The 23,338-nt window shown below is 42.8% G+C and carries 14 protein-coding genes; 8 read left to right on the top strand and 6 right to left on the bottom strand.

Going from position 1 to position 23,338, the window contains the following annotated elements; translation table 11 throughout:
* The first annotated feature begins 808 nt into the window (after positions 1 to 808).
* Positions 809 to 1,255 carry a Fur family transcriptional regulator gene (locus tag MIC7126_RS0108310; protein ID WP_017652679.1) on the top strand — a complete coding sequence of 149 codons (447 nt, stop codon included), beginning with the start codon at positions 809 to 811 and terminating at the stop codon, positions 1,253 to 1,255.
* A gap of 12 nt (positions 1,256 to 1,267) precedes the next feature.
* Here the strand turns inward: MIC7126_RS0108310 and MIC7126_RS0108305 are convergent, their stop codons facing one another.
* On the bottom strand, positions 1,268 to 4,294 hold the full coding sequence (locus tag MIC7126_RS0108305) for a pentapeptide repeat-containing protein (protein WP_017652678.1): 3,027 nt from the start codon (positions 4,292 to 4,294) through the stop codon (positions 1,268 to 1,270).
* Between the two features lie 442 nt (positions 4,295 to 4,736).
* On the opposite strand from MIC7126_RS0108305, the gene MIC7126_RS0108300 reads away from it, so the two are divergent.
* The 4 genes from MIC7126_RS0108300 (at position 4,737) to MIC7126_RS0108285 (ending at position 8,623) form a co-directional block, all read left to right on the top strand.
* Complete coding sequence (locus tag MIC7126_RS0108300; RefSeq protein ID WP_017652677.1) at positions 4,737 to 6,434, top strand: DUF3685 domain-containing protein; 1,698 nt, start codon at positions 4,737 to 4,739, stop codon at positions 6,432 to 6,434.
* 110 nt (positions 6,435 to 6,544) lie between these two features.
* Entirely contained in the window at positions 6,545 to 7,033 is a 489-nt protein-coding gene (locus MIC7126_RS30970; RefSeq protein WP_193787685.1) for a hypothetical protein, read from the top strand.
* Entirely contained in the window at positions 7,030 to 7,734 is a 705-nt protein-coding gene (locus MIC7126_RS0108290; protein WP_017652675.1) for a diacylglycerol/polyprenol kinase family protein, read from the top strand. Before MIC7126_RS30970 ends, MIC7126_RS0108290 begins: the two co-directional genes overlap by 4 nt.
* Positions 7,735 to 7,897: 163 nt before the next feature.
* A complete protein-coding gene (locus MIC7126_RS0108285; protein WP_017652674.1) occupies positions 7,898 to 8,623 on the top strand; it encodes a DUF429 domain-containing protein in 726 nt (241 codons plus the stop codon).
* Between the two features lie 8 nt (positions 8,624 to 8,631).
* Here the strand turns inward: MIC7126_RS0108285 and glgP are convergent, their stop codons facing one another.
* Together glgP and MIC7126_RS0108270 are read right to left on the bottom strand one after the other, a co-directional pair.
* Positions 8,632 to 11,196: an alpha-glucan family phosphorylase gene (glgP, locus tag MIC7126_RS0108280; protein ID WP_017652673.1), complete on the bottom strand. Its 2,565-nt coding sequence runs from the start codon at positions 11,194 to 11,196 to the stop codon at positions 8,632 to 8,634.
* Between the two features lie 665 nt (positions 11,197 to 11,861).
* Positions 11,862 to 12,173, bottom strand: coding sequence for a hypothetical protein (locus tag MIC7126_RS0108270; protein WP_017652671.1), 312 nt, complete (start codon positions 12,171 to 12,173; stop codon positions 11,862 to 11,864).
* A gap of 606 nt (positions 12,174 to 12,779) precedes the next feature.
* Here MIC7126_RS0108270 and MIC7126_RS29140 point away from each other — a divergent pair.
* Together MIC7126_RS29140 and MIC7126_RS0108265 are read left to right on the top strand one after the other, a co-directional pair.
* Positions 12,780 to 12,896 (top strand): photosystem II reaction center protein I, encoded by a 117-nt coding sequence (locus tag MIC7126_RS29140; RefSeq protein ID WP_010995449.1) that lies wholly within the window; start codon positions 12,780 to 12,782, stop codon positions 12,894 to 12,896.
* 132 nt (positions 12,897 to 13,028) lie between these two features.
* Positions 13,029 to 15,428: a DUF3769 domain-containing protein gene (locus MIC7126_RS0108265; RefSeq protein ID WP_017652670.1), complete on the top strand. Its 2,400-nt coding sequence runs from the start codon at positions 13,029 to 13,031 to the stop codon at positions 15,426 to 15,428.
* Between the two features lie 299 nt (positions 15,429 to 15,727).
* Here MIC7126_RS0108265 and MIC7126_RS0108260 read toward each other — a convergent pair whose 3' ends face one another.
* From MIC7126_RS0108260 to MIC7126_RS0108250, 3 genes are all read right to left on the bottom strand, one after another.
* Positions 15,728 to 17,230 carry a hybrid sensor histidine kinase/response regulator gene (locus MIC7126_RS0108260; protein ID WP_017652669.1) on the bottom strand — a complete coding sequence of 501 codons (1,503 nt, stop codon included), beginning with the start codon at positions 17,228 to 17,230 and terminating at the stop codon, positions 15,728 to 15,730.
* Positions 17,231 to 17,237: 7 nt separating this feature from the next.
* A complete protein-coding gene (locus MIC7126_RS0108255) occupies positions 17,238 to 20,036 on the bottom strand; it encodes a PAS domain S-box protein (RefSeq protein ID WP_017652668.1) in 2,799 nt (932 codons plus the stop codon).
* 614 nt (positions 20,037 to 20,650) lie between these two features.
* On the bottom strand, positions 20,651 to 22,183 hold the full coding sequence (locus MIC7126_RS0108250) for a SagB/ThcOx family dehydrogenase (protein WP_017652667.1): 1,533 nt from the start codon (positions 22,181 to 22,183) through the stop codon (positions 20,651 to 20,653).
* A gap of 280 nt (positions 22,184 to 22,463) precedes the next feature.
* Between MIC7126_RS0108250 and MIC7126_RS0108245 the strand changes: the two genes are divergently transcribed.
* A complete protein-coding gene (locus tag MIC7126_RS0108245; protein ID WP_017652666.1) occupies positions 22,464 to 23,330 on the top strand; it encodes an aldo/keto reductase in 867 nt (288 codons plus the stop codon).
* Positions 23,331 to 23,338 lie beyond the last annotated feature (8 nt).

The raw sequence follows: 23,338 nt of genomic DNA, 5'->3' as shown, positions 1-23,338 counted from the left end.
TGGGGATTTTCTCAAAAAATTCGGTGTTAGTAACATGACGGTTCTTTTGTTTGGGTGCTAGCAGATAAATTTTCGCAATGGATTGTACATAGCTATGACAGTATAAAAATTAAAGATTTAATCTGAATTTAAGTATATCTATTTACTAGTAAAAATTAATTCAAATTTGCGGATGTCCGATTTTTCAAAGAAGTCGGGAATTTTGTTTTATTAAGTGGGAATTGGTGACTGAGTAAATACGTTACCGTGTCTTGAGCTATCTCACAAAATCTTAAAGAATGAAGGAATTTAGCGATGAAAATCATTTGTTGTGATTTCCAGACTTTTGTAGGGAGGTGAAAGTTTGTTAAGTGTCTTGCTTTGGTTGCTCAAGTCGTCGCGTCTCTACAGCAACGCTTATGTCACGTGAATCATGATGCTGTGGAGCCAAAGCAAAAGCAAAGCTTAGAGAATGTCTACTGGACAACGATTGTTATCTCAATTCTACCACTGCGCCTGCTTTGTCACTCGCCAAGGCTAGGAATACCCGCCCTCTACATTTTCTGTTGGCAAATTGGCATAACTGCCCTTGGCTGGACAGGAACAGCTATTTTAAGCTAAAGTTGTAATGAGTTTGTTTTAGATGCGAGTGAAACAACAAAACCTTCAACAAACACAAAAATTATCATCCCAATCTGTGATTTTTCCTGTAAGCCAATGCAATAACGCAGGCGAAAGTGGAAATATCATGACGTCATCTTCTGGCGTATAAGAATAATCTATAAACTAGTAAATAAGATAATTACTCCCACAGTTAACAAAGTTAAAAATGCAAAAGCAAGCAATATCTACACAACCAATTCGTTCTTTAGATGATGCTATTGAAAAGTGTCAAGTATTGGGTATGCGTGTCAGTCGCCAGCGGCGCTTTATTTTAGAATTACTTTGGCAAGCAAATGAGCATCTTTCTGCTAGAGAAATATATGACCGCTTAAATCAACAAGGTAAAGAAATCGGTCACACATCTGTTTATCAAAATTTAGAAGCGCTATCTACTCAAGGTATTATTGAGTGTATTGAACGCTGTGATGGTCGTTTATACGGCAATATCAGTGATTCTCACAGTCATGTTAACTGTCTAGATACTAATCAAATTCTGGATGTGCATATAGAACTACCAGAAGATTTTATCCGTCAAGTTGAAGCACAAACTGGAGTGCGGATTACTGACTATAGCATTAATTTTTATGGCTATCGCCATCCACAGGAAGGTTGAGTTTGTGATTTATTAGCGATGAAGCTCATCAACGGCGACACTGATAATAGTGGCATCATCAGTGACGTCATGAGATAAATCTACTGGCAAAATCAGTTCACCTTCTAGGCTTTCTATTAAGACGATATCAGGGAGATTTTTTGCCCAAGCATCTGTGTTAACTGAGGCGTTGGTGATGTTTTGGAGAGAGTGCTGTGAGAGCAACTGTTTTAAGTTGTGAAATTGTTCTAGAGAGAAGATAGCGCCATTGAGTGTAGCGGTTTCTTTGTGAGTTTCACTGAGGATAGTTGAGAATAAGCAGGTATGGGTGAGATTGGTGTTGGTGAGATTGGTGTTGGAGAGATTGGCGTCTGCTAAATTTGCTACTGTTAAATTGGTGTCTGTGAGGTTGGCGCCTGTGAGGTTGGCGCCTGTGAGGTTGGCGCCTGCGAGGTTGGCGCCTGTGAGGTTGGCGCCTGCTAAATTGGCTCCAGTGAATACCGCATCTGCTAAATTTGTGTGGCTGAGATCGGCTTCAGCTAGCATCACTTGGGACAAATAGGCTTTTGACAAGTTGATTCCGGCTAAAGATTGGGATTTGATGCGATTGAGAAAGGCATTTTCTGATAAAACTGCTGTTTTTGCAATCAGCAGATGTAGAGCGTAGGGGTTGAATTCTGCGGTGTTGGTGGGATTTCCTCCAGGATAAAAGCAGCTTTTTTCTTGGTGGTAGCAAGCACACAGCAATAGAAAGACATTTAATCCGACAGCAGCATTGACTTGCTCTGTGTTGATGGGGTTTTGCAGCGTGTGAAAATGGGTTAAGGCTCTGTGTGCTATGCCTTCATCTAACCAACGACCATGACAGTAAGCTTGCCAAAAAGATTCTAGACGTTGGGACAAAATTGCGAAGGAAAATTCCCATTTTTCTAGCCTTTGTAGACCTGCGATCGCTATTTCGGTGATTCTGGGGCTGAGAATACCATAACCAAGTAGATTATACAAGTATTGGGCGACACTGCTGGGTGAGTCAAGGATAAAAGTTTCTGTACCGTCTGCTGCTGGTTGACGCTGAGTTAGGGTTTTGAGTTGGGTAACAATAGCTGTAGCGCAGAGGTATTCTCCCAATTGGGGGTGAGTAAATTCGATTTTGGTGGTTGTGAGTTGCTTTTGTTGACTGACAACAGAGCGAAAATAAATAGGAGGTATGGGGTCAAATTCCCATTGTGCAGCTAAATTGACGCAAAAGCGATCGCTGTGTAATATTTTGAGGGCGATGGCTTCCATTTTGTCAAGTATATCTTGAGGATGACGACTAGAAAGAAAATTTGCGATCGCTGCAGGTGTGCGGTGGATATGAGCTGACCCAGCACGCAGTAAAATATTTTTGACGCCCTCAGTCAAGGGATAACCCAAAAACCAACGACTCAGACGCTGAAAAATTTCCCAAAGCAAAATAGAACCTGTAGAATCTTGGCTGTGAGCAGCTAATTTTAATAACCCATCATCTAAAAAACCGTCCCGGTGTAAAACACCAAGCAAATACAAAATTAGCGGTTGGCGAACAAAAGCCGAAAGTTCTACTAATTTAGGGTTGTGAGTAAATAAACCTGCTTGTTTTAAAAACAAAAAGTAATTTTGAGCAATAGGTAACGATTGTGCCGCCGTCCATTGTTGAAACCATTGCTTGAGTCCTTCAACATCCAAAGGTTGGATGGCGATTCTTTTAGACAATAGCAATAATTCGGGAATAGTCGCTTGTAGAGTTGCTGTCCGAGTTGTCAACACAATTTTATGTCGATGCTGGGACTGCAAACGCAGCAAATCTTCCATAAAAACGACTTTGGCGTTTTTGTTTTGTTCAACGGGGGGTAACTCATCCAAACCATCCAGTAGCAAAAGACAGCGCGGATGATTTCCCTCCAACCAAGTAGCCAGATTTATCTGGTGACGCAGCGAAAAACCAGAATTGAGAGTTGCGGCGATGGTGTCGCCATAGGTGATATCGCGTAATCTAATGATAATTGGTATCCAATGGGGATAAAGCTCCCGCGCCACCTTCGCGGCCCAAATTTGGCAAAAACTAGTTTTTCCATAACCAGGTTCTGATTCAATGATGGCGATGGTTTCTAAATCATCTAGCTGTTGCTGCGCCCATATCCTTAAATCAACTGGGGAACTAGTTTTTTTAATAGACTCATAACTGCTTTCCTCTATCGGTAAACCTGTCGGAGGTACGTAAATATCTTTGAGTGCAAAAGATTCTGTAAACAACGGTTGAGAGAGACTTTGCAGCAAACTAGCGCGGTAGTGTTCTCGATACAGATCAATTTTGTCATTAACCTGAGAACTAGAAGAAGTAAGATTTCCCAAACAGACAAATTTTTGTAACTGAGCCAGAGGAGCAGCATTTTCAGCAACAACTCCCAGTAAATACCCTGGTAGAGAATGTCCCAAACGTTGAGTTAAGAGTTTAGCTTCAATTTCTTCTGTGCCATTAGCGACCAACCAAGCTATGGTGGCGCTGTGCATTTGCTGTACCAGTAAAGAGTCTGCGACCAAAGACAGTGCTTGTTGAGCTTGAGTATCAGTCAATTTTCCGGGATTGAGAGTTTTCAGTAAACCTTGTAGTTGAGCATCTTGTAAAGGTTTGACTGGAAGGGGAGGAGAAGCAGTTTGTCTATTCCAAATCATCGCCCTATCTAGCCAAGGTTTTTTGAGACTGGCTTCTTGGGCTAAAACTTGTTCTAATCCTTGCAGATAAGCAATTTGCAATCCTAACCATGTACCTTCATTGCGTTTTAGAGGTTTGATTTGGCTGATATGGCGTAAAAGATTTTCTGTCAACAGCGCCAGGATGGTGATTTCTGACCATACGGTGCTCAGAGGTAATTCTAAAACTTCTGTCAGGGTGCAAATATCAAATGGTATAAGACTTTTAACCTCCATATCCTGAATAATACGGAAAGCGACACCTGCCATCTGTCCAGGAGATAATTCCTTCAGGCTAAGTATTTTGACATGGCGTTCTGCCAACCAGTGGCGAATACTCAGGTTCATTTAATTACATAATTAATTGCTACTTATGGCAATTATGATCCATTTCCGAGGTAGCGCAAACAGGTGACAATGAGTAATTAGTCATTGAAGAAGGGAACAGGGAACAGGGAAGAAGTCTTTTGCAAAAGTCGTTCTTGGCGTCCTTTTCTCTGCGTCTGGGCGCAACGGACACCATTGATATCAACTTAAGCTACAGATGGCTTATTGCAAAGCTTACCTACTCGCCTTGGAATGAATTCCAAGGCTAATAGCTAAAGTTTACTAAAGTAAACTGAGGATAAATGAAATTTTTAGTCATCTTCAGATGACTTTTTTTATGAGACTCAGAATTCATTCTGAGGCGGGATGTGGGTTTCACGTTAAGTTAACACCAATGGACAGACACTTTCTTCATAGGTGATTTCTGGCTGGGGAAAAGAATTATTTCTGTTTTGAACTGACTATGAGCGATCGCACTTTAAAATTGTTGTTAATTGACCAAGACCCGATTTTCCGCTTGGGATTGCGGGTAGCTTTGGAGAGTTTCCCTGATTTGCAGATTGTAGCGGAGGTGGGAACTGATACTGCGGCTTTACAAGTTTTAGCAGAACTAGCCCAGCAAGATATTCGCCAAGTCAATTTAGTGGTGATGGAATTAAGTAATTACCGTCCCAACAAGCGTCAACAGCAAGGTTTACAACTGTGTGTACGACTCAAGTCTCTGTATCCCCAGCTACCAATTTTGCTTTTGAGTTCCCTGACCACACCGGAGTTACTCTCAGCCGCAAAAGCTGCTGGTGTGGATGGTTATTGTCCCAAGGGTACACCTGTAACTGAGTTAGTGACGGTGATGCGAGAAGTTGCGATGGGTGTTGCTCAATGGACTGAGGAAGAGACAGGAACAATCATCATTTCTGAATCGGGATCGTCTTTTGGGCGACTGCGGCGTAATTTGCAGTTGTCGGGGATTGGTTATATTGACGCTTTCCTCAACCAAGTCAACGCACAGTTAAAAGTCCCCGGATTACCAATTTTAGATCAAGCAGTGCTGGCGGGACAGCGGCGAGAATTATTAGCAGCGCGTTGGTTAGTTAATCGCTTGCTGGCGTCACCACAATTACCGCCGTCACTGCCCGGTGATATCATGACCACATCAGACTTACAACCAATTCCCTATTCATCACCTTTACTCAGTCCGCGAGCTTTGCAGTCTGATTTGTTTGCAGATTGTGTGTTTAAATTGCAATCACCTTTACAAAATGTCACCGATATTCCCTTAGAGATTGACATTTTACGGGAAGATAAAAAACGAGAATTGCTTTATCTAATTCTGCAAAAACTGACTCAACAATTAGATGAATTGCGTGATGTGGGCATCGAGAGCCACCAATTAGCTGAATTACAAAGTACGATATTACGGGATTTGTGGGAAGCGACGACTACACAATTCTTTGGAAAATTTTCTTTGGTGCAGATAGGCGATCGCCAAATTGAAGTAGTCAATTTTCTCTTGCAAAATGCCCAAATAGTGCAAACAGAGATTCTTAATCAAATTCCCTTCGTTCTAGAACTATTTGCTTATCTGTTATTTTCCACAGATTTGCAGGTTGATAACACCTCCTACCCAGTGGGTAGCGCCGAAGCGAAATCGCAAGCATTAGCCATCTTAGAAAATTTAATCATTCAAGTAGCCAATGGCGTCATTCAACCATTACTCAATTCTTTAGCAGATTTAGAGAGCATCAAGCAAAGTTTTTATGACCGCAAATTAATTTCCACAAGGGAAATTGAAAAATTTAGAAACAACTTATCTTGGAAATACCGCTTGCGTAACTATATTGGGACGCCCGCAGCAATTTTTGAAAGCCGCTACGAACTATTTGTAATTGCACCTCGCGGTTTAGCCATCACCTCAATTTATGCTCCTCGTAGCCAAGAATTAGCCCAACTGCAAGGATTTCCCCTAATCGTCACCTTGTTCTTAGAATTTCGAGACGCGATCGCACCTCGTTTACAATCACTATTAGCATTCCTCGGCAGTGGTATTGTCTTCATCCTCACCCAAGTCATCGGCAGAGGATTAGGATTAATCGGTCGTGGTATTCTCCAAGGTATCGGTAGCGTTTCCTTAATAGAAAAAAACCTGCGACGGAATAAGTAAGTGATGGGGTGATGGGGAGGTGGGGAGTGTGGGGAGATGGGGTGATGGGGAGGTGGGGTGATGGGGAGGTGGGGTGATGGGGAGGTGGGGGGAGGTGGGGTGATGGGGAGGTGGGGATAAAGCTTGAGCCTTTGAACCTGAAACTTGAGCCTTTGAGCCTGAAGCTTGAGCCTTTGAGCCTGAAGCGTCAGCCTTTGAACCTGAAACTTGAGCCTTTGAGCCTGAAACTTGAGCCTTTGAGCCTGAAGCTTGAGCCTTTGAGCCTGAAGCTTGAGCCTTTGAGCCTGAAGCTTGAGCCTTTGAACCTGAAGCGTCAGCCTTTGAACCTGAAGCTTGAGCCTTTGAACCTGAAGCGTCAGCCTTTGAACCTGAAACTTGAGCCTTTGAACCTGAAGCGTCAGCCTTTGAGCCTGAAGCTTGAGCCTTTGAGCCTGAAGCTTGAGCCTTTGAACCTGAAACTTGGATTTCATAACTCAAAACATCCTCCTCAAAATCCAAAGCTTCCCCACACCTCCCCATCACCCCATCACCCCATCACCCCACCTCCCCATCACCCCATCACCTCACCTCCCACACTTCCCCAACTACTTAGCAAATGACAAATCATGACTTAATCGGACTGTTAGCATCCTACAGCTACGCTGTGAGTTTACTGATTATTGGTGAGGGATTGCGACGGCTGTTTGGTGTAGAGCCGAATTTGACTCGCAAAGTAATTCATGTGGGTGCTGGGATGTGGATTTTTGGCGTGTTATGGCTATTCGACCGCTGGGAATTCGGAGTATTACCCTTCGCTACGTTTATCGGACTCAATTATTTGCTGTATAGATACCGAATAGTTGGAGCGATGGACGCCGAGGACAGTTCACCTGGGACTGTCTACTTTGCGATGTCCGTAACGCTGCTATTTGGGCTACTGTGGCGACCCAACGGGCCAATTGATCAGGTTCCTATTGCGGCGGCTGGAGTGATGGCGATGACTTGGGGAGATGCCCTAGCGGCGCTAATTGGGAGACGCTTTGGACAACATAAATACCAAGTGGGAAATTCTATCCGCAGTTGGGAAGGATCAGCCGCTATGTTTATCGTCAGCACAACAGCGATATTCTTGGTGTTGTCACTGCTTCCTGGCTCATTTCTCAGTCCTTTTGCAGTTTCTTTTGACAAAGCGAGGATAATCTTAGCATCCGTTCTCAGCGGTGCTTTCGCAACTGTTGCGGAAGGTGTTTCACCCCAAGGTACAGATAACTTGAGTGTGCCTTTGGTGGCTGCAGGGGTGGTATGGTTGGTGATGCGATAGATTTTTTGGCGTTGCTGAATGGAGGGATGATTTATTTCACGCAGAGTCGCAGAGAGTTCCTTGTTCCCTATTCCCTTCTTCGATGAACTCAAGATAAAACGCTTACACAACGCAACTTTCTTCCCTGTTCCCTGTTCCCTGTTCCCTGTTCCCTGCTATAACAATGAAATTTCTCGGTATTGATTTAGGCTGGAAATCTCAACCAAGTGGACTATGTTATCTACAATTAATCGATGCCAAGCTACAACTGATCGCTCTAGATCGTCAAGAAGCGATCGCAGATATTTTCACTTGGATTGATGCTTGTGTGCAACCGGGAGAACCTGCGCTCGTAGCTGTGGATGCGCCGACTTTAATTCCTAATGCTACTGGAAATCGTTTACCTGATAAATTAACTCACAAATATTTTGGTAAATATCACGCTGGCTGTTATCCTGCAAATTTGGGTTTGGCTTTCGCAGAGCGCACGGTTAATTTTGGTTTAGAATTAGAGTCTCGCGGTTTTGCCCACGCACCGACGATCGCACCGCAAAAACTCGGCAGATATCAAATAGAAGTTTTTCCCCATCCAGCGATTGTGAATCTATTTAATTTGGAACGGATTCTCAAATATAAAAAGGGACGCTTGGGCGATCGCCGTCAAGAATTAATCAAGCTGTATAATTTGATTGTCGATGTTCTCCCCCATCTAGATTTACCACTGTGTTGTGGTGATGTGCTGACTGGGGAAATACCCACTACAGGTGCAGCTCTCAAAGCCACGGAAGACCAATTAGATAGCTTGATCTGCGCTTACGTAGCTGCACACTGGTGGTATTGGGGAGAACAACGTAATTTAGTACTAGGCGATCGCACTACTGGTTACATTGTTATCCCCCAAAGAATTTGAGATTAGCCTTACTCAGCCCAAGCAATTAACCTCGGTTCATAGGCGTTGGAAAGGTGTTGATGTTTCGGTATCACTCGCAAGGATAAGCCTTGTAAACCAGAGGTGGTGTAGGTGATGTTAGCCGTGTAAATACTTAACCCTTCTGTGTTTTCGCCTTGGTAATCCATCGCTACGGGAATCGCATTGACGATATCACCGTTAGCGTCAATAGCACCTTGGTACAGTTCTACTTGGACATCGTTGTTGCTTAGGGTAGCCAAATCAACTTTAGCTTTGACAGCTACGGTTTGATTAACTTCGATATCTGCGGCCGCTGATACTTCCACATCTTTGATTTTGATGTTAAACCAGTGTTCGCTGAGGTTAGCTTTCCACGCGGCTAGCTCCTTGGCTGGCTGGTAGTTATTCGCATTCAGGGTATGATAGCGATCGCTAGCGGGGAAATAAGCCCGCTGTGCGTATTCTCGCACCATCCGCGCTGTGTTGAAGAATGGACAATTCAAGCGAATTGCATCTTTCATTTTCGCCACCCACCGCCTGGGTAAACCATCGAGATCGCGGTGGTCATAAAATAAAGGTGCAACTTCTTTCTCAATCAAATCGTAGAGCGCGTTAGATTCTACTTCGTCTTGGTAATTGGGGTCTTCGTAATTTTCCCCATGTCCAATCGCCCAACCGGTGCGGACATAATCAGCTTCATCCCACCAACCATCAAGGACGCTTAAATTGGGTAATCCATTCATAGCAGCCTTCATACCGCTAGTACCAGAAGCTTCGCGGGGACGACGGGGTGTATTTAACCAGATGTCGCAACCAGCTACCATCAACCGGGAGATGTGGATGTCGTAGTTGGGAACAAAGACTACTTGTTTTTCGAGGTGTTGTTCGCGGATAAAGTGATTGATATCGCGGATCAATTCTTTACCCGGAATATCTTTCGGGTGGGCTTTCCCTGCAATCACAAATTGTACTTTGCGGTGCTTGTTCCCCAATAAAATATGTCTGATGCGCTCTAAATCGCGCATCCACAGGGTAGCGCGTTTGTAGGTAGCGAAGCGACGAGCAAAACCAATAGTTAAAACGTTGGGGTCGAGGACTTCTTGGGCTTGGGTGATTTCGGAAGCAGAAGCACCGCGATCGCGCAGATGCTTGACTAAATGGTCGCGCACATACAAAATCATGTCTAGGCGACAGCGTTCGTGATTGCGCCACAATTCTTCATCTGGGATCGCCTCCATCCGTTCCCACAACTGACTATCTATTGGTGCTGACGACCAGTTGGGGCCTAAATAGCGATCGTACAACTCTTGTGTTGATTTAGAGACGCAACTGCGAGCATGGACACCATTAGTAATAGCAGCGATCGGCACCTCATCCACAGGTACTTTCTTCCACAAACCCTGAAACATCTGTCGTGACACCACACCATGTAGTTGAGCCACACCGTTAGAAAATGTCGCCATTTTCAACGCCAAGACCGCCATACTAAAAGGTGCAGATAAATCACCTGTATTTTCTCGTCCCAGTCCTAAAAACTGCTCTTTCGGTAAATCAAAGATATCTGCATAATATCCCAGATAATACAAAGTCTTATCGGGAGGAAACAAATCTATCCCCGCAGGTACTGGGGTATGGGTGGTGAAGATATTACTAGAAGCCACAACCTGTTTAGCGTCAGCAAAACTCAATCCCTCTTCTTGAATTAACAGACGAATCCGCTCCAAAGCAGAAAAAGCAGCGTGACCTTCATTCATGTGGTAAGCGGTGACTTCATAACCCAACGCTTTCAACATCTGTACACCACCGATTCCCAGCATAATTTCCTGGTGAATCCGCATATCGATATCACCACCATAAAGCTGGTCTGTGATGTCGTGGTCGTAAGGGTTGTTGGGTTCAATGTTAGTGTCTAGCATATACAGTGGTACAGTTCCCACTTGCACACGCCAAACACGAGCATAAACCTTGCGTCCTGGATACTCTACCTCAATCCGCAATTCTGAACCATCAGCGTTGCGCTCCAGATGCAACGGCATGTTATAAAAATCGTTGATGGGATAACGCTCTTGCTGCCAACCATCAGCGTTCAAATACTGGGCAAAGTAACCTTGTTGGTACAATAAGCCCACACCAACTAATGGTAATCCCAAATCACTAGCAGATTTGAGATGATCCCCCGCGAGAACACCCAAACCACCAGAATAGACAGGTAAACAATCAACAAGTCCAAATTCCGCCGAGAAATAAGCAAAGCATTCCTTGGGATGCTGACTCCGCTGTTTTTGGTACCAAGTGTGCTCTTGCAAATAATCTTCCAACTGGCGATCAGCTCGATCCATTTGCGCTAGGAAGCCTTCATCTTCTACAACTTCCAAAAGCCGCGATTGACTGATAGCACCGAGAGTTAAGACTGGGTTGTGACGGCTAGATTCCCACAAATCAGGGTCTAGACGCCGAAACAAATCCTTTGTCTCGGCGTTCCAATCCCAGTGTAAGTTATATGCCAGCCGCCGCAGCGGTTCGAGTCGCGGCGGTAGTGAAGGGGAAACATTAAATGTACGAATTGGCTGCATAGGTTGGCAAAACTCCAAATTTAGCTATGGCTATTGTTTACTGTTTTTACCCAATGTTGCCAATTATTTATACCTTTGTTTGTGATAATGCTATGACTTTGTTAAGCATTGGGTATGGTTATTGTCTGTCTTGCTAAAGTTTACACCGGGGATCTTTGTAAGGCTATGCGTTCTCTAGAATTATTGTGCCTAATAGCGTAAAACTTAATGATTGCTTATTATTTGCGATCGCCAATCAGTCGCTCAAATAAATTAAATATTCAGTCTTTGTTCCTTACAGATATAGAGTTCCCTAACTTGCTACTCTCAGAGGGATGAAAAATTATTGATTAAGTCTACAGGATACTTTTACACCTAAATAATTTAATAAATAAATACTTTGTCTGTTACTTCACTAAACAACAACACTTGTTTATGTTTATAATTTGACGCAATGATAAAACTAAGTATTTAGTGAAATTATCATGCTTGTGTTTTTAGCACAAACTAAAGACACATTACTACTGTTCAAACAAAAAATCAGATATTTAATTATTTTTTAATCATATTGGCGTTAAAAACACACCAGTTTTCACGTACTTGCACCACGTCTGCTGTATTTTGTAGGGAGCACAGCAGTTCTGTGCCCTCCATTGCTAAGATCTGCGGTGCATATTTTATTGGTATTATGTGCCTAAAGAAGGATGTTCATTACTACCTTTTAGTGTAGAAAGTGCAATAGCTGCAGCAAAAGCCGTCTCTGCGGCGACTTGGTAAGCAGTTTTTATATTGACTGCAGCATCCTTACTCGTGGTCGTTTGTCTGGGCGATTCGGGTTTCACATCACCCGCCACCACCGCACGTTGTAGAATTATGTAAGCGTCCAAGTCGTCTGAGTCATAATTGCTCTGCAACAACAACTGCATCCGCTTTTGCGCTACCAGACTCAAGTAGCCTGTTTTCAGAGCTTGTTGGGCAATTTCTTTGATAACAATCATAATTTTGCTACTTAGGCAATAGGTAGTACTTGGGTAATTCCATTCCCGTGCATTTTCTCCAGAATTTATAATAATTAGCCATAAGTACACATCACCCGCCTGGATCACCTGAATGGGTGATTTACAAATTTGCCTATTTAGGTTGAAACAGCGATCGCTAACACCAACACACTCGCTCAACTTTTCCCTTGATTAGTCCACTAATTTCATCCTTCACCCTTCATACTTCATCCTAGCCTGCGGCAAGCCGCTCCGCGTCTACATCCTTCACCCTTCATCCTTCATACTTCATACTTCATCCTAGCCTGCGGCAAGCCGCTCCGCGTCTACATCCTTCACCCTTCATACTTCACCCTTCATACTTCATCCTTTTTATTTGCCAAATGGGAAACCTATACTGTCAACCAACGTCCAAAGGTGAATAATAGTTTGTTTTATCAGTTGTGCAGCTATTCTCAAAGCTAAACAAGTGAATGCGCCCCATTCGCTGCCATGCCTCCAAAAAGGGGACAAGATTTCGGTAAGATAAGAGAGCTAGCTTTTGTGCATAGCAGCTACTGAGAGAGAAGCTCTCAATCTTTCTCATACCCCTTGGAGATATCTCTGATGCTGACTTTAAAAATCGCTGTTTATATTGTAGTTGCCTTCTTTGTTGCTATCTTTGTATTCGGATTTCTGTCGAATGACCCAGCTCGTAACCCCGGACGCCGGGATTTAGAGTAAAAGCTCGACTATTAGAATCTGTGCATGACAGCCGGAAGGCGAAAGACACCAGAAGCCAAGAACATTCGCTAGCGGATAGCATCAGGTGTGGTTCATTCTTCCGGCTATTTATTAGGCTGATTGTGCCCAAATATGCTTCATCCCGTTTTACCACCCGCACCACCTTCCATCCTGGAGCCAGTCAAATCTGTTGAGTTGGTTTCGTCTAGTGTTGTCAGCTCGGTTACTGAGCAGGAGGGAAATCAAAGTCAGTCTCAACAACAACGGTACAGTCCACAGTTTCCGACTGCGGGGGTGAAGAAGCATGTAGTTTCCCAAACCGTATCTACACCCAACGCACCAGAATCTTTCCCACCAGAATTTTCGCCTCTGTCGCTTGGTCAAAGTGCCGAATTGTTGGGACAGCCGTTGACAGTTGGTTATTCGCTACAGGGTGACGGTGGAGGAGCTGCATCGCCAGCACAGCCAGGTCAAAAGCCACCCAAACTATCTTTAATCAGCGGTAATTTCCCACCAGCAACTACCGAAAATACTCCGAGTTCGCAGCCAGTACAAAACACCATAGAGTTTAAGTCTCGCAGTTCCACAAGCGCTCAAGCTCCACCACCGGTCATTGAATTTAAAGCACCGACGCCAGCACAACCAGCACCCACGCCTACTAATATTCAACCGGCGCGACAAAGAACGGTAGAAGTGCTTGCAGATAAGCAAGTGTATGACGACAAACGGCGGATTGTCACGGCTGAGGGAAAGGTGGTGGTGCGGTTTGATGGGGCGGTGGTAGATGCCGATCGCTTACAAATTAATTTAGACAATTTGATCGCTGTGGGTGAAGGGAATGTGGCTCTGACACGCGGGGATCAAGTGCTGCGAGGACAACGCTTTACCTACAACTTTATTCAAGATAGTGGGGAACTGTTGAATGGGCGGGGGGAAATTTACATGCCCACAGCAGCCAAGGATGTCGCTTTTTTACCCACGGATGTGTCGGCTGGTGGTGTTTCGCAACGTCCGGTGAGCGATCGCATCCGCGCTAATCAGCCTTTAAATAATGTCACCAGTCCCGGAGCTATTGAATTTACCTTTGGTGGTACCGCAGACGCCAGAAATATTCCCCCACCAAAATCAGGAGGTGTGGTCAAACGCCTCCGTTTTGAAGCTGAACGGATCGATTTTTATCCTAGAGGTTGGCAAGCAAAAGACGTCCGCATCACCAATGACCCGTTTTCTCCTCCAGAACTACAACTGAGAGCAGCTCAGGTAACTTTGGTACGAGAAGCACCTTTAGTAGATAATGTCAAGACTCAAGCAGCGCGTTTAGTATTTGACGATAAGTTGGCGATTGGTATTCCCCGCAATCAGCAGAGAATCGACCGTCGAGAGCGAGATGTAACACCGGCGATCGTCTCTGTGGGTTTTGATGGAACTCTGCGCGGGGGTTTATTTATTGAGCGTGGCTTTGATGTGGTGAGCACAGACAGGACGAGCTTGAAGGTTACACCCCAATTTTTTGCTCAAAGAGGTGTGGAAACGGGTTTTAGTAATGTACCGTCGCTGCTTGGCGTCAAGACAAGGCTGAATGTAGCGTTGAATTCCAAAGCAGTCGTTCAGGGGAATGGGGAGTTAACCAGTTTAGACTTGAGCAAAGTCGAAGATAACTTGAAAGCAAGTTTGCGGTTACGGCAGACATTAGGCGATCGCAATCCCCATTTATTGAATCTAGAATATAGCTACCGCGATCGCCTCTACAATGGTACCCTCGGCTTTCAAACAGTCCAAAGCAGTTTGGGCGGTGTTCTCATCTCGCCGGTGATTCCCTTGGGTAACACCGGGATTAATCTCAGCTACCAAACAGGCGCACAATATATCGACGCCAACACCGACCGTCTAGATTTACTCAAACCCAACCGGGAAAACGATCGCATCTCCCTAGGTCGTTTACAAGGTAGTGCAGCTTTGAGTGGTGGTTTATTATTATGGCAGGGAAAACCACTTCCAGCCACCGCCACGGAAGGATTAAGATACTCACCCACTCCCGTAGTTCCTTACCTACAAGCGATCGCCGGCATCACAGGCACCACTAGCTATTACACTAACGGTGATAACCAAAGCACCTTAACTGGGACAATCGGGTTACTAGGGCAAATTGGTAATTTCTCTCGCCCGTATTTAGATTACACTGCCTTTAATATTAGTTATTCCCAAGGTTTAAACAGCGGATTATCGCCCTTTTTATTCGACCGCTCCGTTGACAACAAAGTTCTTAGCGCCGGTATTACTCAACAAATCTACGGGCCATTCCGTGTGGGCTTTCAAACCTCCGTCAACCTGGATACAGGTAAAGAAAGAAGCACAGATTATATCATAGAATATAACCGCCGCACCTATGGCTTCACGTTACGTTACAATCCCGTGCTCCAATTAGGTGGTTTCAGTATCCGCATTAGCGATTTCAACTGGAGTGGTGGTACTGATCCCTTTTCTGATCAACAAGTGAAACCTGTAGTTGGTGGTGTGCGACAGGAACAGTAGGGATGAAGGATGTAGACGCGGAGCGGCTTGCCGCAGGCTAGGATGAAGTATGAAGTGTGAAGTATAGACCTCTTGCAAAAGTCCTTCTTTGCGTCTCTTTCTTTGCGACGCCAGTTTGCTCAAGTCGGGAAACCCGCCCACGCAACTGGCTCGTCTTTGCGCGCCACTTTCCTCAACGGGGGGAACCCCCGCACGCAACTTTTCGCTGCGCCTTTGCGTGAGACAAAAAAATATTTATGCAAGAAGTCTTATGAAGGATGAAGTATGAAGGATGTAGACGCACAGCGACGCTTCCTACCCTAACTCGACAAAGCACGCAAAGGTAACTTAATAGTAAAAGTAGTACCAGATTCAATTTGGCTGGTGAAAGAAATTTCACCGTTGTGAGCATCAACGCATCTTTTAACAATTACTAAACCCAAACCGGTACCTTCAATCGATTTAACATTTGAAGCTCGATAAAATGATTCAAAAAGTTGGTTTTGGTCGGCTTCGGGAATACCAATTCCTTGGTCTTGAATTTGAAGCGTCGCTAAACCTGCAATCGGATCACAATACAGGTCAAATCTAATTATTTCACCAGGAGGAGAGTATTTAACTGCATTGGAGAGTAAATTTATAAACATGTAATGTAACAATCGTTCATCCATCCAAGCTTCTGTATCATTACTGTGACAGGTAAAAAAGATGGGATGTAAATGATTTTCCAGTATAGAAAATTCTTCAATCAATTCTCGACAGAACACAGCGAGGTTAATTGGCGCCGGGTTACACACCAGCTTTCCTGCTTCTGAGCGACCCATAAAAAGTACATCTTCCATTAATTGTTTCATGGACTGGACAGCACTTTGAATGCGCTTGACGTAAGTTTTTCTCTTAGCTTCCGTGAGATTATGTCCATGAATATCTATGAGTTCAACTGCTGTTTGAATCACAGTTAAAGGATTACGGAATTCGTGGGAAACTGTGGAGATAAATAACGATTTCAGGCGATTGACTTCTTGCTCTTTTTCTAAAGCTTGCTGTAACAATTCTGTTTGACGTCTGGCGCTGATGTCCCAAAAAACAACTACTACACCAATAATTTTGTTAGATTGTCGCATCAGCGGAGAAGCACTATCACCAATTGGGACTCTTTTTCCATCTCTAGAAATTAAAGATGTGAAATTTTGTAGATAAACTACTTGGTGTTCTCGGAGTACTTTGGTAACTGGGTTTTCAATTACTGAATTTGTGACTTCATCGACAAGATGAAGTATTTTAGATACATCACTTCCTAAAGCTTCTACTTTTGTCCAACCTGTCAGCGCTTCAGACGCAGGATTCATAAATGTGACAATTCCTCTTTCATCGGTAGCGATTACCGCATCACTTATCGAGTTTAAAAGAGTTTCTAATTGGTCTCGATTTTCCCTGAGTTCACGTTCTAGTCGATGTTTTAATATGGCTATTTCTATCGCTATTTGTAAATCTTTAATGGTGAATGGTTTAACTATATATCCAAAAGGTTGAGTGATTTTGGCGCGTTCTAAAGTGTTGTCATCACCATAAGCAGTCAGATAAATGACAGGAATATCTAAATATTCACGAATATAACTGGCTGCAGTAATACCATCCATTTCCCCTTTCAGGATAATATCCATTAATACTACTTCTGGTTTAGTTTCTGAAGCTTTATTAATAGCGGTCTGTCCAGAAGACGCCGTACCTGTGACAATATAACCTAGTTGATTAAGTTGACTAGCAATAGTTCTAGCCACAATCACTTCATCTTCAACTACTAACACTCTCACCTGAACCATGGGCAATTTAATATTGTGAAATTAACTGGGGAAACTTGATGTTGAATACTGTTCCGTGATGATTTTCTAAAATGATAGTGCCATCTAGTTGTTCAACAACTAAATCATAAACTAAAGATAGACCCAAAGAACCAGTATTTCTCAAATCAATATCATTTGGTATCCCGATTCCATCATCTTTTATTACCATTTCTATATGATGTTCGAGAGGATGTAGACTAATAGTAATAGTACCTGATTGTTGAGCAGTGAAAGCATGTTTGAGAGCATTGGAGATTAATTCGTTGATGATTAATCCACAAGCGATCGCTTGATCAACATTTAAGCTGACTGCATCTATATTAGTTTCCAGAGCAATTCTTCCGGTAACGATTTGATAAGAAATTAATAAACTTGTGGCTAAACTTTGAATATATTCCCTAATATCTAGTTGTCCAATATTAGGAAAGGTATATAAATTTTTATGCACCAGAGAAATAGATTTAATCCGGTTTTGAGTTTCTCTGAGAGTTTTGATTAATTCTGAATCTTTGAGTGTTTGTGATTGCAGTTCTAATAAGCCAGAGACAATTTGTAGATTATTTTTAACTCGATGGTGAATTTCTTTTAATAAAACTTCCTTTTCTGCTAAAGCGCTTCGTAAATTAAGTTCAGCTTTTTGTCGCTCGGCGAGTTCGTTTTGGGCTTGTTGAAATATACTAGATTGTTGAATAGCGATCGCAATTTGCACTGTTAATTGATCTAGCAAATCTAATTGGTGGGTTTCCCATTCGCGGGGAGCGGAACATTGATGAGCGACTAATAAACCCCAGAGTTGAGAGTCTGTGTTTTCATCTCCTGCTTTTAATAAAATGGGTACGACTAAATTAGCTTTGACTTGAAACTGCTCCATTAAGCGCAGATGACAATCACTTAACCCAGCGGTGTAAATATTAGCGATCGCTCGCTTATGTCCCTGATAATAATCTTGACCTCCACCTGTCTGAAAACAGGTATCATGAATCTCCATACCCAAAGAAACCGTCCATCCAGGTTCTACAGATTCCGCGACCACAGCACCGCTCATATCAGCCGCAAACTGATAAACTATTACCCGGTCAACAGCCACTAAATCCCGCACTTCTTGAACTGTGACGTTGAGAATATCCTGAAGATTCAGTGATTGACGAATACGTTGCGCCACTGTTCGCATTAATTGTTCTCGTTCTGCTTGAGCTTTTAAAGACCGCTCCGTCTGCATCCGATTAGTGATATCTTGCCCAATGCCTATGATACAACCACTTGGCAAGTGCACATTAGTCCAGGATGTATCTAAAACCCGCCCGTCTCGTACTCGCGTCCGGAAGTCTCCCCAGATGCGTTGTGCAGATTGAATAAAATTAATTACATATTGACGATACCCTAAGTCAGGATATATTGCAGCCAAAACATCGTCAGTTTGACTATCTTGTAAAGTAAAACCTAAAATCCGCTCCCATTCTTGATTTACCCACTGTAATCTGCCATTAACATCAATGAGGGTAATCATCAATGGTATATTCTCAAAAATAGTTCTTAAAAACTCATTTTGTTCTTGGAGTTTGGCTTCTAAATTTTTGTGTTTAGTGATGTCATACAACACACTTAAAATTGCTATTTCTCCGTTATATTTGAGATATTGGAGAGAAATTATTGCCCAAAACAAGCTATTATCTAATTTTTTAAATTGAATTTCATAATTATGTAAAAAGCCTTGAACCGCCAGATTTTCTAATACTTCTTTTTGCGTTGCTGGATTTTGATAAAAATCTTGAATTTTGTAGTTAACTAAATCTTCTGAAGATATCTGAAATATTTCCATAAACTGCTGATTAGCGTGCAACATCGACCCATCTGCTAACCGCGAAATCGCTAAGGGAATGGGAATTGCTTGAGAAATTGTGCGAAATCTCGCTTCACTTTCCAGCAGATTTTGTTCTATTTTTTTGCGCTTTGTAATATTTCTAATGTAGACTAAAGAAGCATCGTGTCCAGAGTATTCGATAGTGTTGGTAAAAATTTCTACGTCAATAATCTCTCCATTTTTGCGGCGATGTTTCCACTCCCCAGAAAAATTTAAACTACTGTGTTTTGTTGCTAAATATTCCAGTAAAATCGGCACATCTTCCGGGGGACGAACATCAGTGATTCGCATTTGCAAAAACTCGGCGCGAGAGTAACCATAATCGACAATCGCCGCTGTATTTACATCTAAAATTTGCAGCGTCTTGATGTCATATATCCACATGGGTTTGGGATGATTCGCAAACAGAAGATGAAATTGCTTTTGGTGATGATCAATAACTGTTTTTCGATGTAACTCTAGACATCTAACTACCTGTTTTGCCAAGCATTTTAAGGTGGCTTGTTCCTTGGGGGTGAAGTGACGCAAAACACAATCCATTATACCAAAACTCCCCAGCACCAAGCCGTTTGATGTGACTAGTGGGACTCCCGCATAGGAACGACAATAAGGATTTGCGGTCACTAAAGGATTATTGCGAAATCGCTCATCTTTGAGAGTGTCTGGAATGATGAATATTTCTGTTTCTAGAATTGTGTAACTACCAAAAGAACCATTGCGGGGAACTTCCGTGTGTTGAATTCCAACTTTAGATTTAAACCATTCTCGCTCGGAATCAACTAAGCTAATTATTGCTATTGGTGTGTCACAAATTTCCACAGCCATTTGTGTCAAATCATCAAAAATTCCTGCTGCTGGCGTATCTAAAATTTGATATTGGTAGAGTGCTTCTAATCGCCGATTTTCATTTGCTGGTAACAACATCGCCCCTTTTATAGCCAAGCTTTTTGATATGATTGAATTAAAAAATTTGCGCTTTTGGTCAGGGAATATAGACAAACACTTAATTATCTATTGGGCTTTTTCAATACAAAAGCACAATTTCCGATAGCAAGCTCTTGTTTTTAGGTAATAAATAACTAGAGGAGGACGTTATGATACTGAAGATAATGTATCAAAATTTGTCCACATTTAAATAGACTTCTTAGGTTCTTTGACGATGGTTATTGAGACAACTCCAACTCTCCCATAATAATTTTTAACAAACTATAACTGAGTCCGCAATACAAATTATGACATTTTTGGGTGAATACACCTAGTTTAAATTACAAAAACTTAGCATTTGGATTGAGGGGTGAGATACCTAACCAGCTTTGGCGCGCTTAAATTGCATAGTTAAGTTAAGTCAGTGCGAATAAATCTAACTATGTGTTTCACCGCATGAAAGAGAAGAGGGAATTCTTAACAGGGAAAAGTAAGCCGCCCACAATTCCACTCAGCTTTAAATCTTTACTTTTTTTGGTAAAATCATTGCTATCGAGTTCGTAGTCAGCACTTGAGTCTTCAAAGAAAAACTAAAGTCCTTGCTACGAACCGTACTATCTTGGTCTACCTAAAGTAGTCATATACAATACAGCCTCGTCTGTGGGAATACCCAAGACCTCGTTAACTTGGTCATCAAAAAAGCCGCCAATACCGCTGACACCCAAGTTCATGTAAATGGCTGCTAGATTTAGCCGCTGTCCCAAATGTCCAGCATCCATGTGTAAGTAACGATAAACGCGATCGCCGTATTGAGCAATAGCAGCTTTCAAATCGGCTGTATTAAATAACACCGCCGATGCATCTCGACCTAAATCTTGTCCTAGGCAGAGAAAATGCAACTCTTGGCGAAAATTTTTAAACCGAATTTGGCGTAATTCCTGTGCTTTAGGTGCGTAATAATAACAGCCGGCTTCTAATCCTTTAACGCCACAAACCGCAATAAATGTTTCAATTAAATTCAGGTCGAAATAATCAGGAGCAATATCTAAACTTTGCTCAAGATAATTTTGGGGTTGGTAGGTGAAATCTAATAAAGCTTTGAGTTCCTCAAAAGTTAAATCATCACCACTGTAAGCACGAGTTGAACGGCGCTTGTGCATAGTATTTTCCAGTGCTGAGAGATTTTTTCCCCAATAAATCGGTGTGGTGGCGGTGGAAATTTTCAGACAAAAAGGAAAATTATACTTATCTTCTAAAGATTTTTCTTGCTTGATTTCTGGTAAATTAAGCTTGCCAGTTGTGCCAGATTGAATTTGTGTGTGGCGATGAAAATAAGTTAGCAATTCACCGTCAGGAATTCGAGGATAATTAGTTTCAGTGGCGGAAGGTAAAGCAGTTCTGCCGATTGGTAAATTTTGGTTAACATCTAATAAATCTGCCAAGGGAAGGACAGCGATCGCCCCTTCTTGTCGCGGATCAATGTACAATAAGTCATTGACCGTTTCATCCACAAAACCACCAATCAAATGTGGGCGATAGTCATTCACCGCCGCTGCTAACTCAATATTGCCCAGCAGGTGTCCTGTATCTAAAAAAATTCGGCGATAAGCCCGGTCTTCATAACGCCAAGCCGAACGATAAAATACTGCTGTAATAATAATTGCCAGTTGAGTATTTTCTAAAGATTGATGCCAAAAGCAAGCTGTTTGCAAATTCGACCAAACATCACTTTCCCAAAAATGCATCAACGAATTAGTCCGGCACTGGTAATTATACAACCCAGGTGGTAACAACGGCGTCCCCCGCGAAACCAAATATATTTCCGCCGGATACAATCCACCCGCACTAGGAGCAGCTCGCAAATATACCGCACTACCCATAGAAGGAATTCTCGCAGTCAATCCATAACTGCGAAACAACAACCGCGCCAATCTCTGCCACCATAGAGCATCAGGATCATCACCGAAAGCCGTTGATTGTTCGACGATATAAGGTTTAAGATCAATAGACGAACCAATTTTGTACTCTTTGAACGGTACTGGCTGCTTAGACCAGTCTAACCTTTGACTTTTTGCAGCCAGAGTCTCAGGGTCATATTTAGTCCGTTCATGGTAGTGTTGAGCAATTGATTGGTGTAGTTCTGGCATAGTACTGTTAATACTCTTAGGCGTCTATTCTTGATCTTGACATTTCTGAGCGTGATTATTTCGTGTTAATTGGTACAATATGCCGACTAATCGAACTCAGCGCCGAAAATCTCCCACCAAAGCAGCCTCTACTCCTAAGAAATATTTGCAGGATGTTCGGAAACTTGCTTTGATTGTGGACGATGAATCTTCCCCATAGGAGGCTGGTAAACACAACTAGTTTATTTATAGGATCAAAGAGCTTAAATCAGATTTAAGCCGTTCAATTTGAGCTATAAGCATGGAAACTAAACAACTAGGGAAAACGGGTGTATTTGTTAGTGCGATTGGTTTGGGTGGAATGCCTATGTCGCTATCAAATCGCCCACCAGAATCGCAATCTATCCAAGTGATTCATCGGGCTTTGGATTTAGGCGTCACATTCATTGACACTGCTGACTCATACTGTCAAGATGAATCAGATAAACACCACAATGAAAAATTGATTCACAAAGCACTTACCAGTTACAGTGGTGATGTTAGTCGAGTAATTGTAGCTACTAAGGGCGGGTTAATGCGTCCAAATGGCAGTTGGGGACGCGACGGTAGTCCAGAGCATTTGCGCCAAACAATTCGAGAAAGTTTTGCAGCTTTGGGTGGTGAAAAACCGATAGATGTTTGGCAATACCACGCTCCCGACCCTCAATACACCATAGCCGAATCTTTAAAATCAGCAAAAGAAGCCGTGGATGCGGGTTTAATTCGGTTTGTGGGAGTTTCTAATTTCTCTGTGGAACAAATCAAGCAAGCGCGGGATGTGGTTGAGATTATCTCAGTCCAAAATCAATACAGCCCTTGGGAACGACAGCCAGAAAAAGACGGCGTATTGCAGTATTGTACGCAAGAAGGCTTGACATTTTTACCTTGGAGTCCCTTCGGTGGTAGTCGCCGCCATCAAAATTTAGCAGATATTCCCGCGATCGCACAACTAGCCAAATCAAAAGGCGTATCAGTGTACAATATCGTTCTGGCATGGTTGCGTTCCCAATCGCCCTCCATCTTACCCATCCCCGGCGCCAGCAAAGTTTCTAGCATCGAAGATTCAGCTTATGCTGTGAATGTGATGCTCTCTGAACAAGAATTACAAACAATTAATCGCGCCACATAACACAGATT

This window comes from Fortiea contorta PCC 7126 (assembly GCF_000332295.1).
GTDB lineage: Bacteria > Cyanobacteriota > Cyanobacteriia > Cyanobacteriales > Nostocaceae > Fortiea > Fortiea contorta.
The sequence above is the reverse complement of the archived record's forward strand: the minus strand, read 5'-3'. Positions and strand labels throughout refer to the sequence as shown.

Excerpts from the sequence above, each read along its gene's own strand:
- glgP (WP_017652673.1), bottom strand. The coding sequence starts at position 11,196 with ATGCAGCCAATTCGTACATTTAATGTTTCCCCTTCACTACCGCCGCGA.
- MIC7126_RS0108250 (WP_017652667.1), bottom strand. The coding sequence starts at position 22,183 with ATGCCAGAACTACACCAATCAATTGCTCAACACTACCATGAACGGACT.
- MIC7126_RS0108300 (WP_017652677.1), top strand. The coding sequence starts at position 4,737 with ATGAGCGATCGCACTTTAAAATTGTTGTTAATTGACCAAGACCCGATT.
- MIC7126_RS0108265 (WP_017652670.1), top strand. The coding sequence starts at position 13,029 with ATGCTTCATCCCGTTTTACCACCCGCACCACCTTCCATCCTGGAGCCA.
- MIC7126_RS0108310 (WP_017652679.1), top strand. The coding sequence starts at position 809 with ATGCAAAAGCAAGCAATATCTACACAACCAATTCGTTCTTTAGATGAT.
- MIC7126_RS0108305 (WP_017652678.1), bottom strand. The coding sequence starts at position 4,294 with ATGAACCTGAGTATTCGCCACTGGTTGGCAGAACGCCATGTCAAAATA.
- MIC7126_RS0108290 (WP_017652675.1), top strand. The coding sequence starts at position 7,030 with ATGACAAATCATGACTTAATCGGACTGTTAGCATCCTACAGCTACGCT.
- MIC7126_RS0108270 (WP_017652671.1), bottom strand. The coding sequence starts at position 12,173 with ATGATTGTTATCAAAGAAATTGCCCAACAAGCTCTGAAAACAGGCTAC.
- MIC7126_RS0108255 (WP_017652668.1), bottom strand. The coding sequence starts at position 20,036 with ATGTTGTTACCAGCAAATGAAAATCGGCGATTAGAAGCACTCTACCAA.
- MIC7126_RS0108245 (WP_017652666.1), top strand. The coding sequence starts at position 22,464 with ATGGAAACTAAACAACTAGGGAAAACGGGTGTATTTGTTAGTGCGATT.
- MIC7126_RS29140 (WP_010995449.1), top strand. The coding sequence starts at position 12,780 with ATGCTGACTTTAAAAATCGCTGTTTATATTGTAGTTGCCTTCTTTGTT.
- MIC7126_RS0108260 (WP_017652669.1), bottom strand. The coding sequence starts at position 17,230 with ATGGTTCAGGTGAGAGTGTTAGTAGTTGAAGATGAAGTGATTGTGGCT.
- MIC7126_RS0108285 (WP_017652674.1), top strand. The coding sequence starts at position 7,898 with ATGAAATTTCTCGGTATTGATTTAGGCTGGAAATCTCAACCAAGTGGA.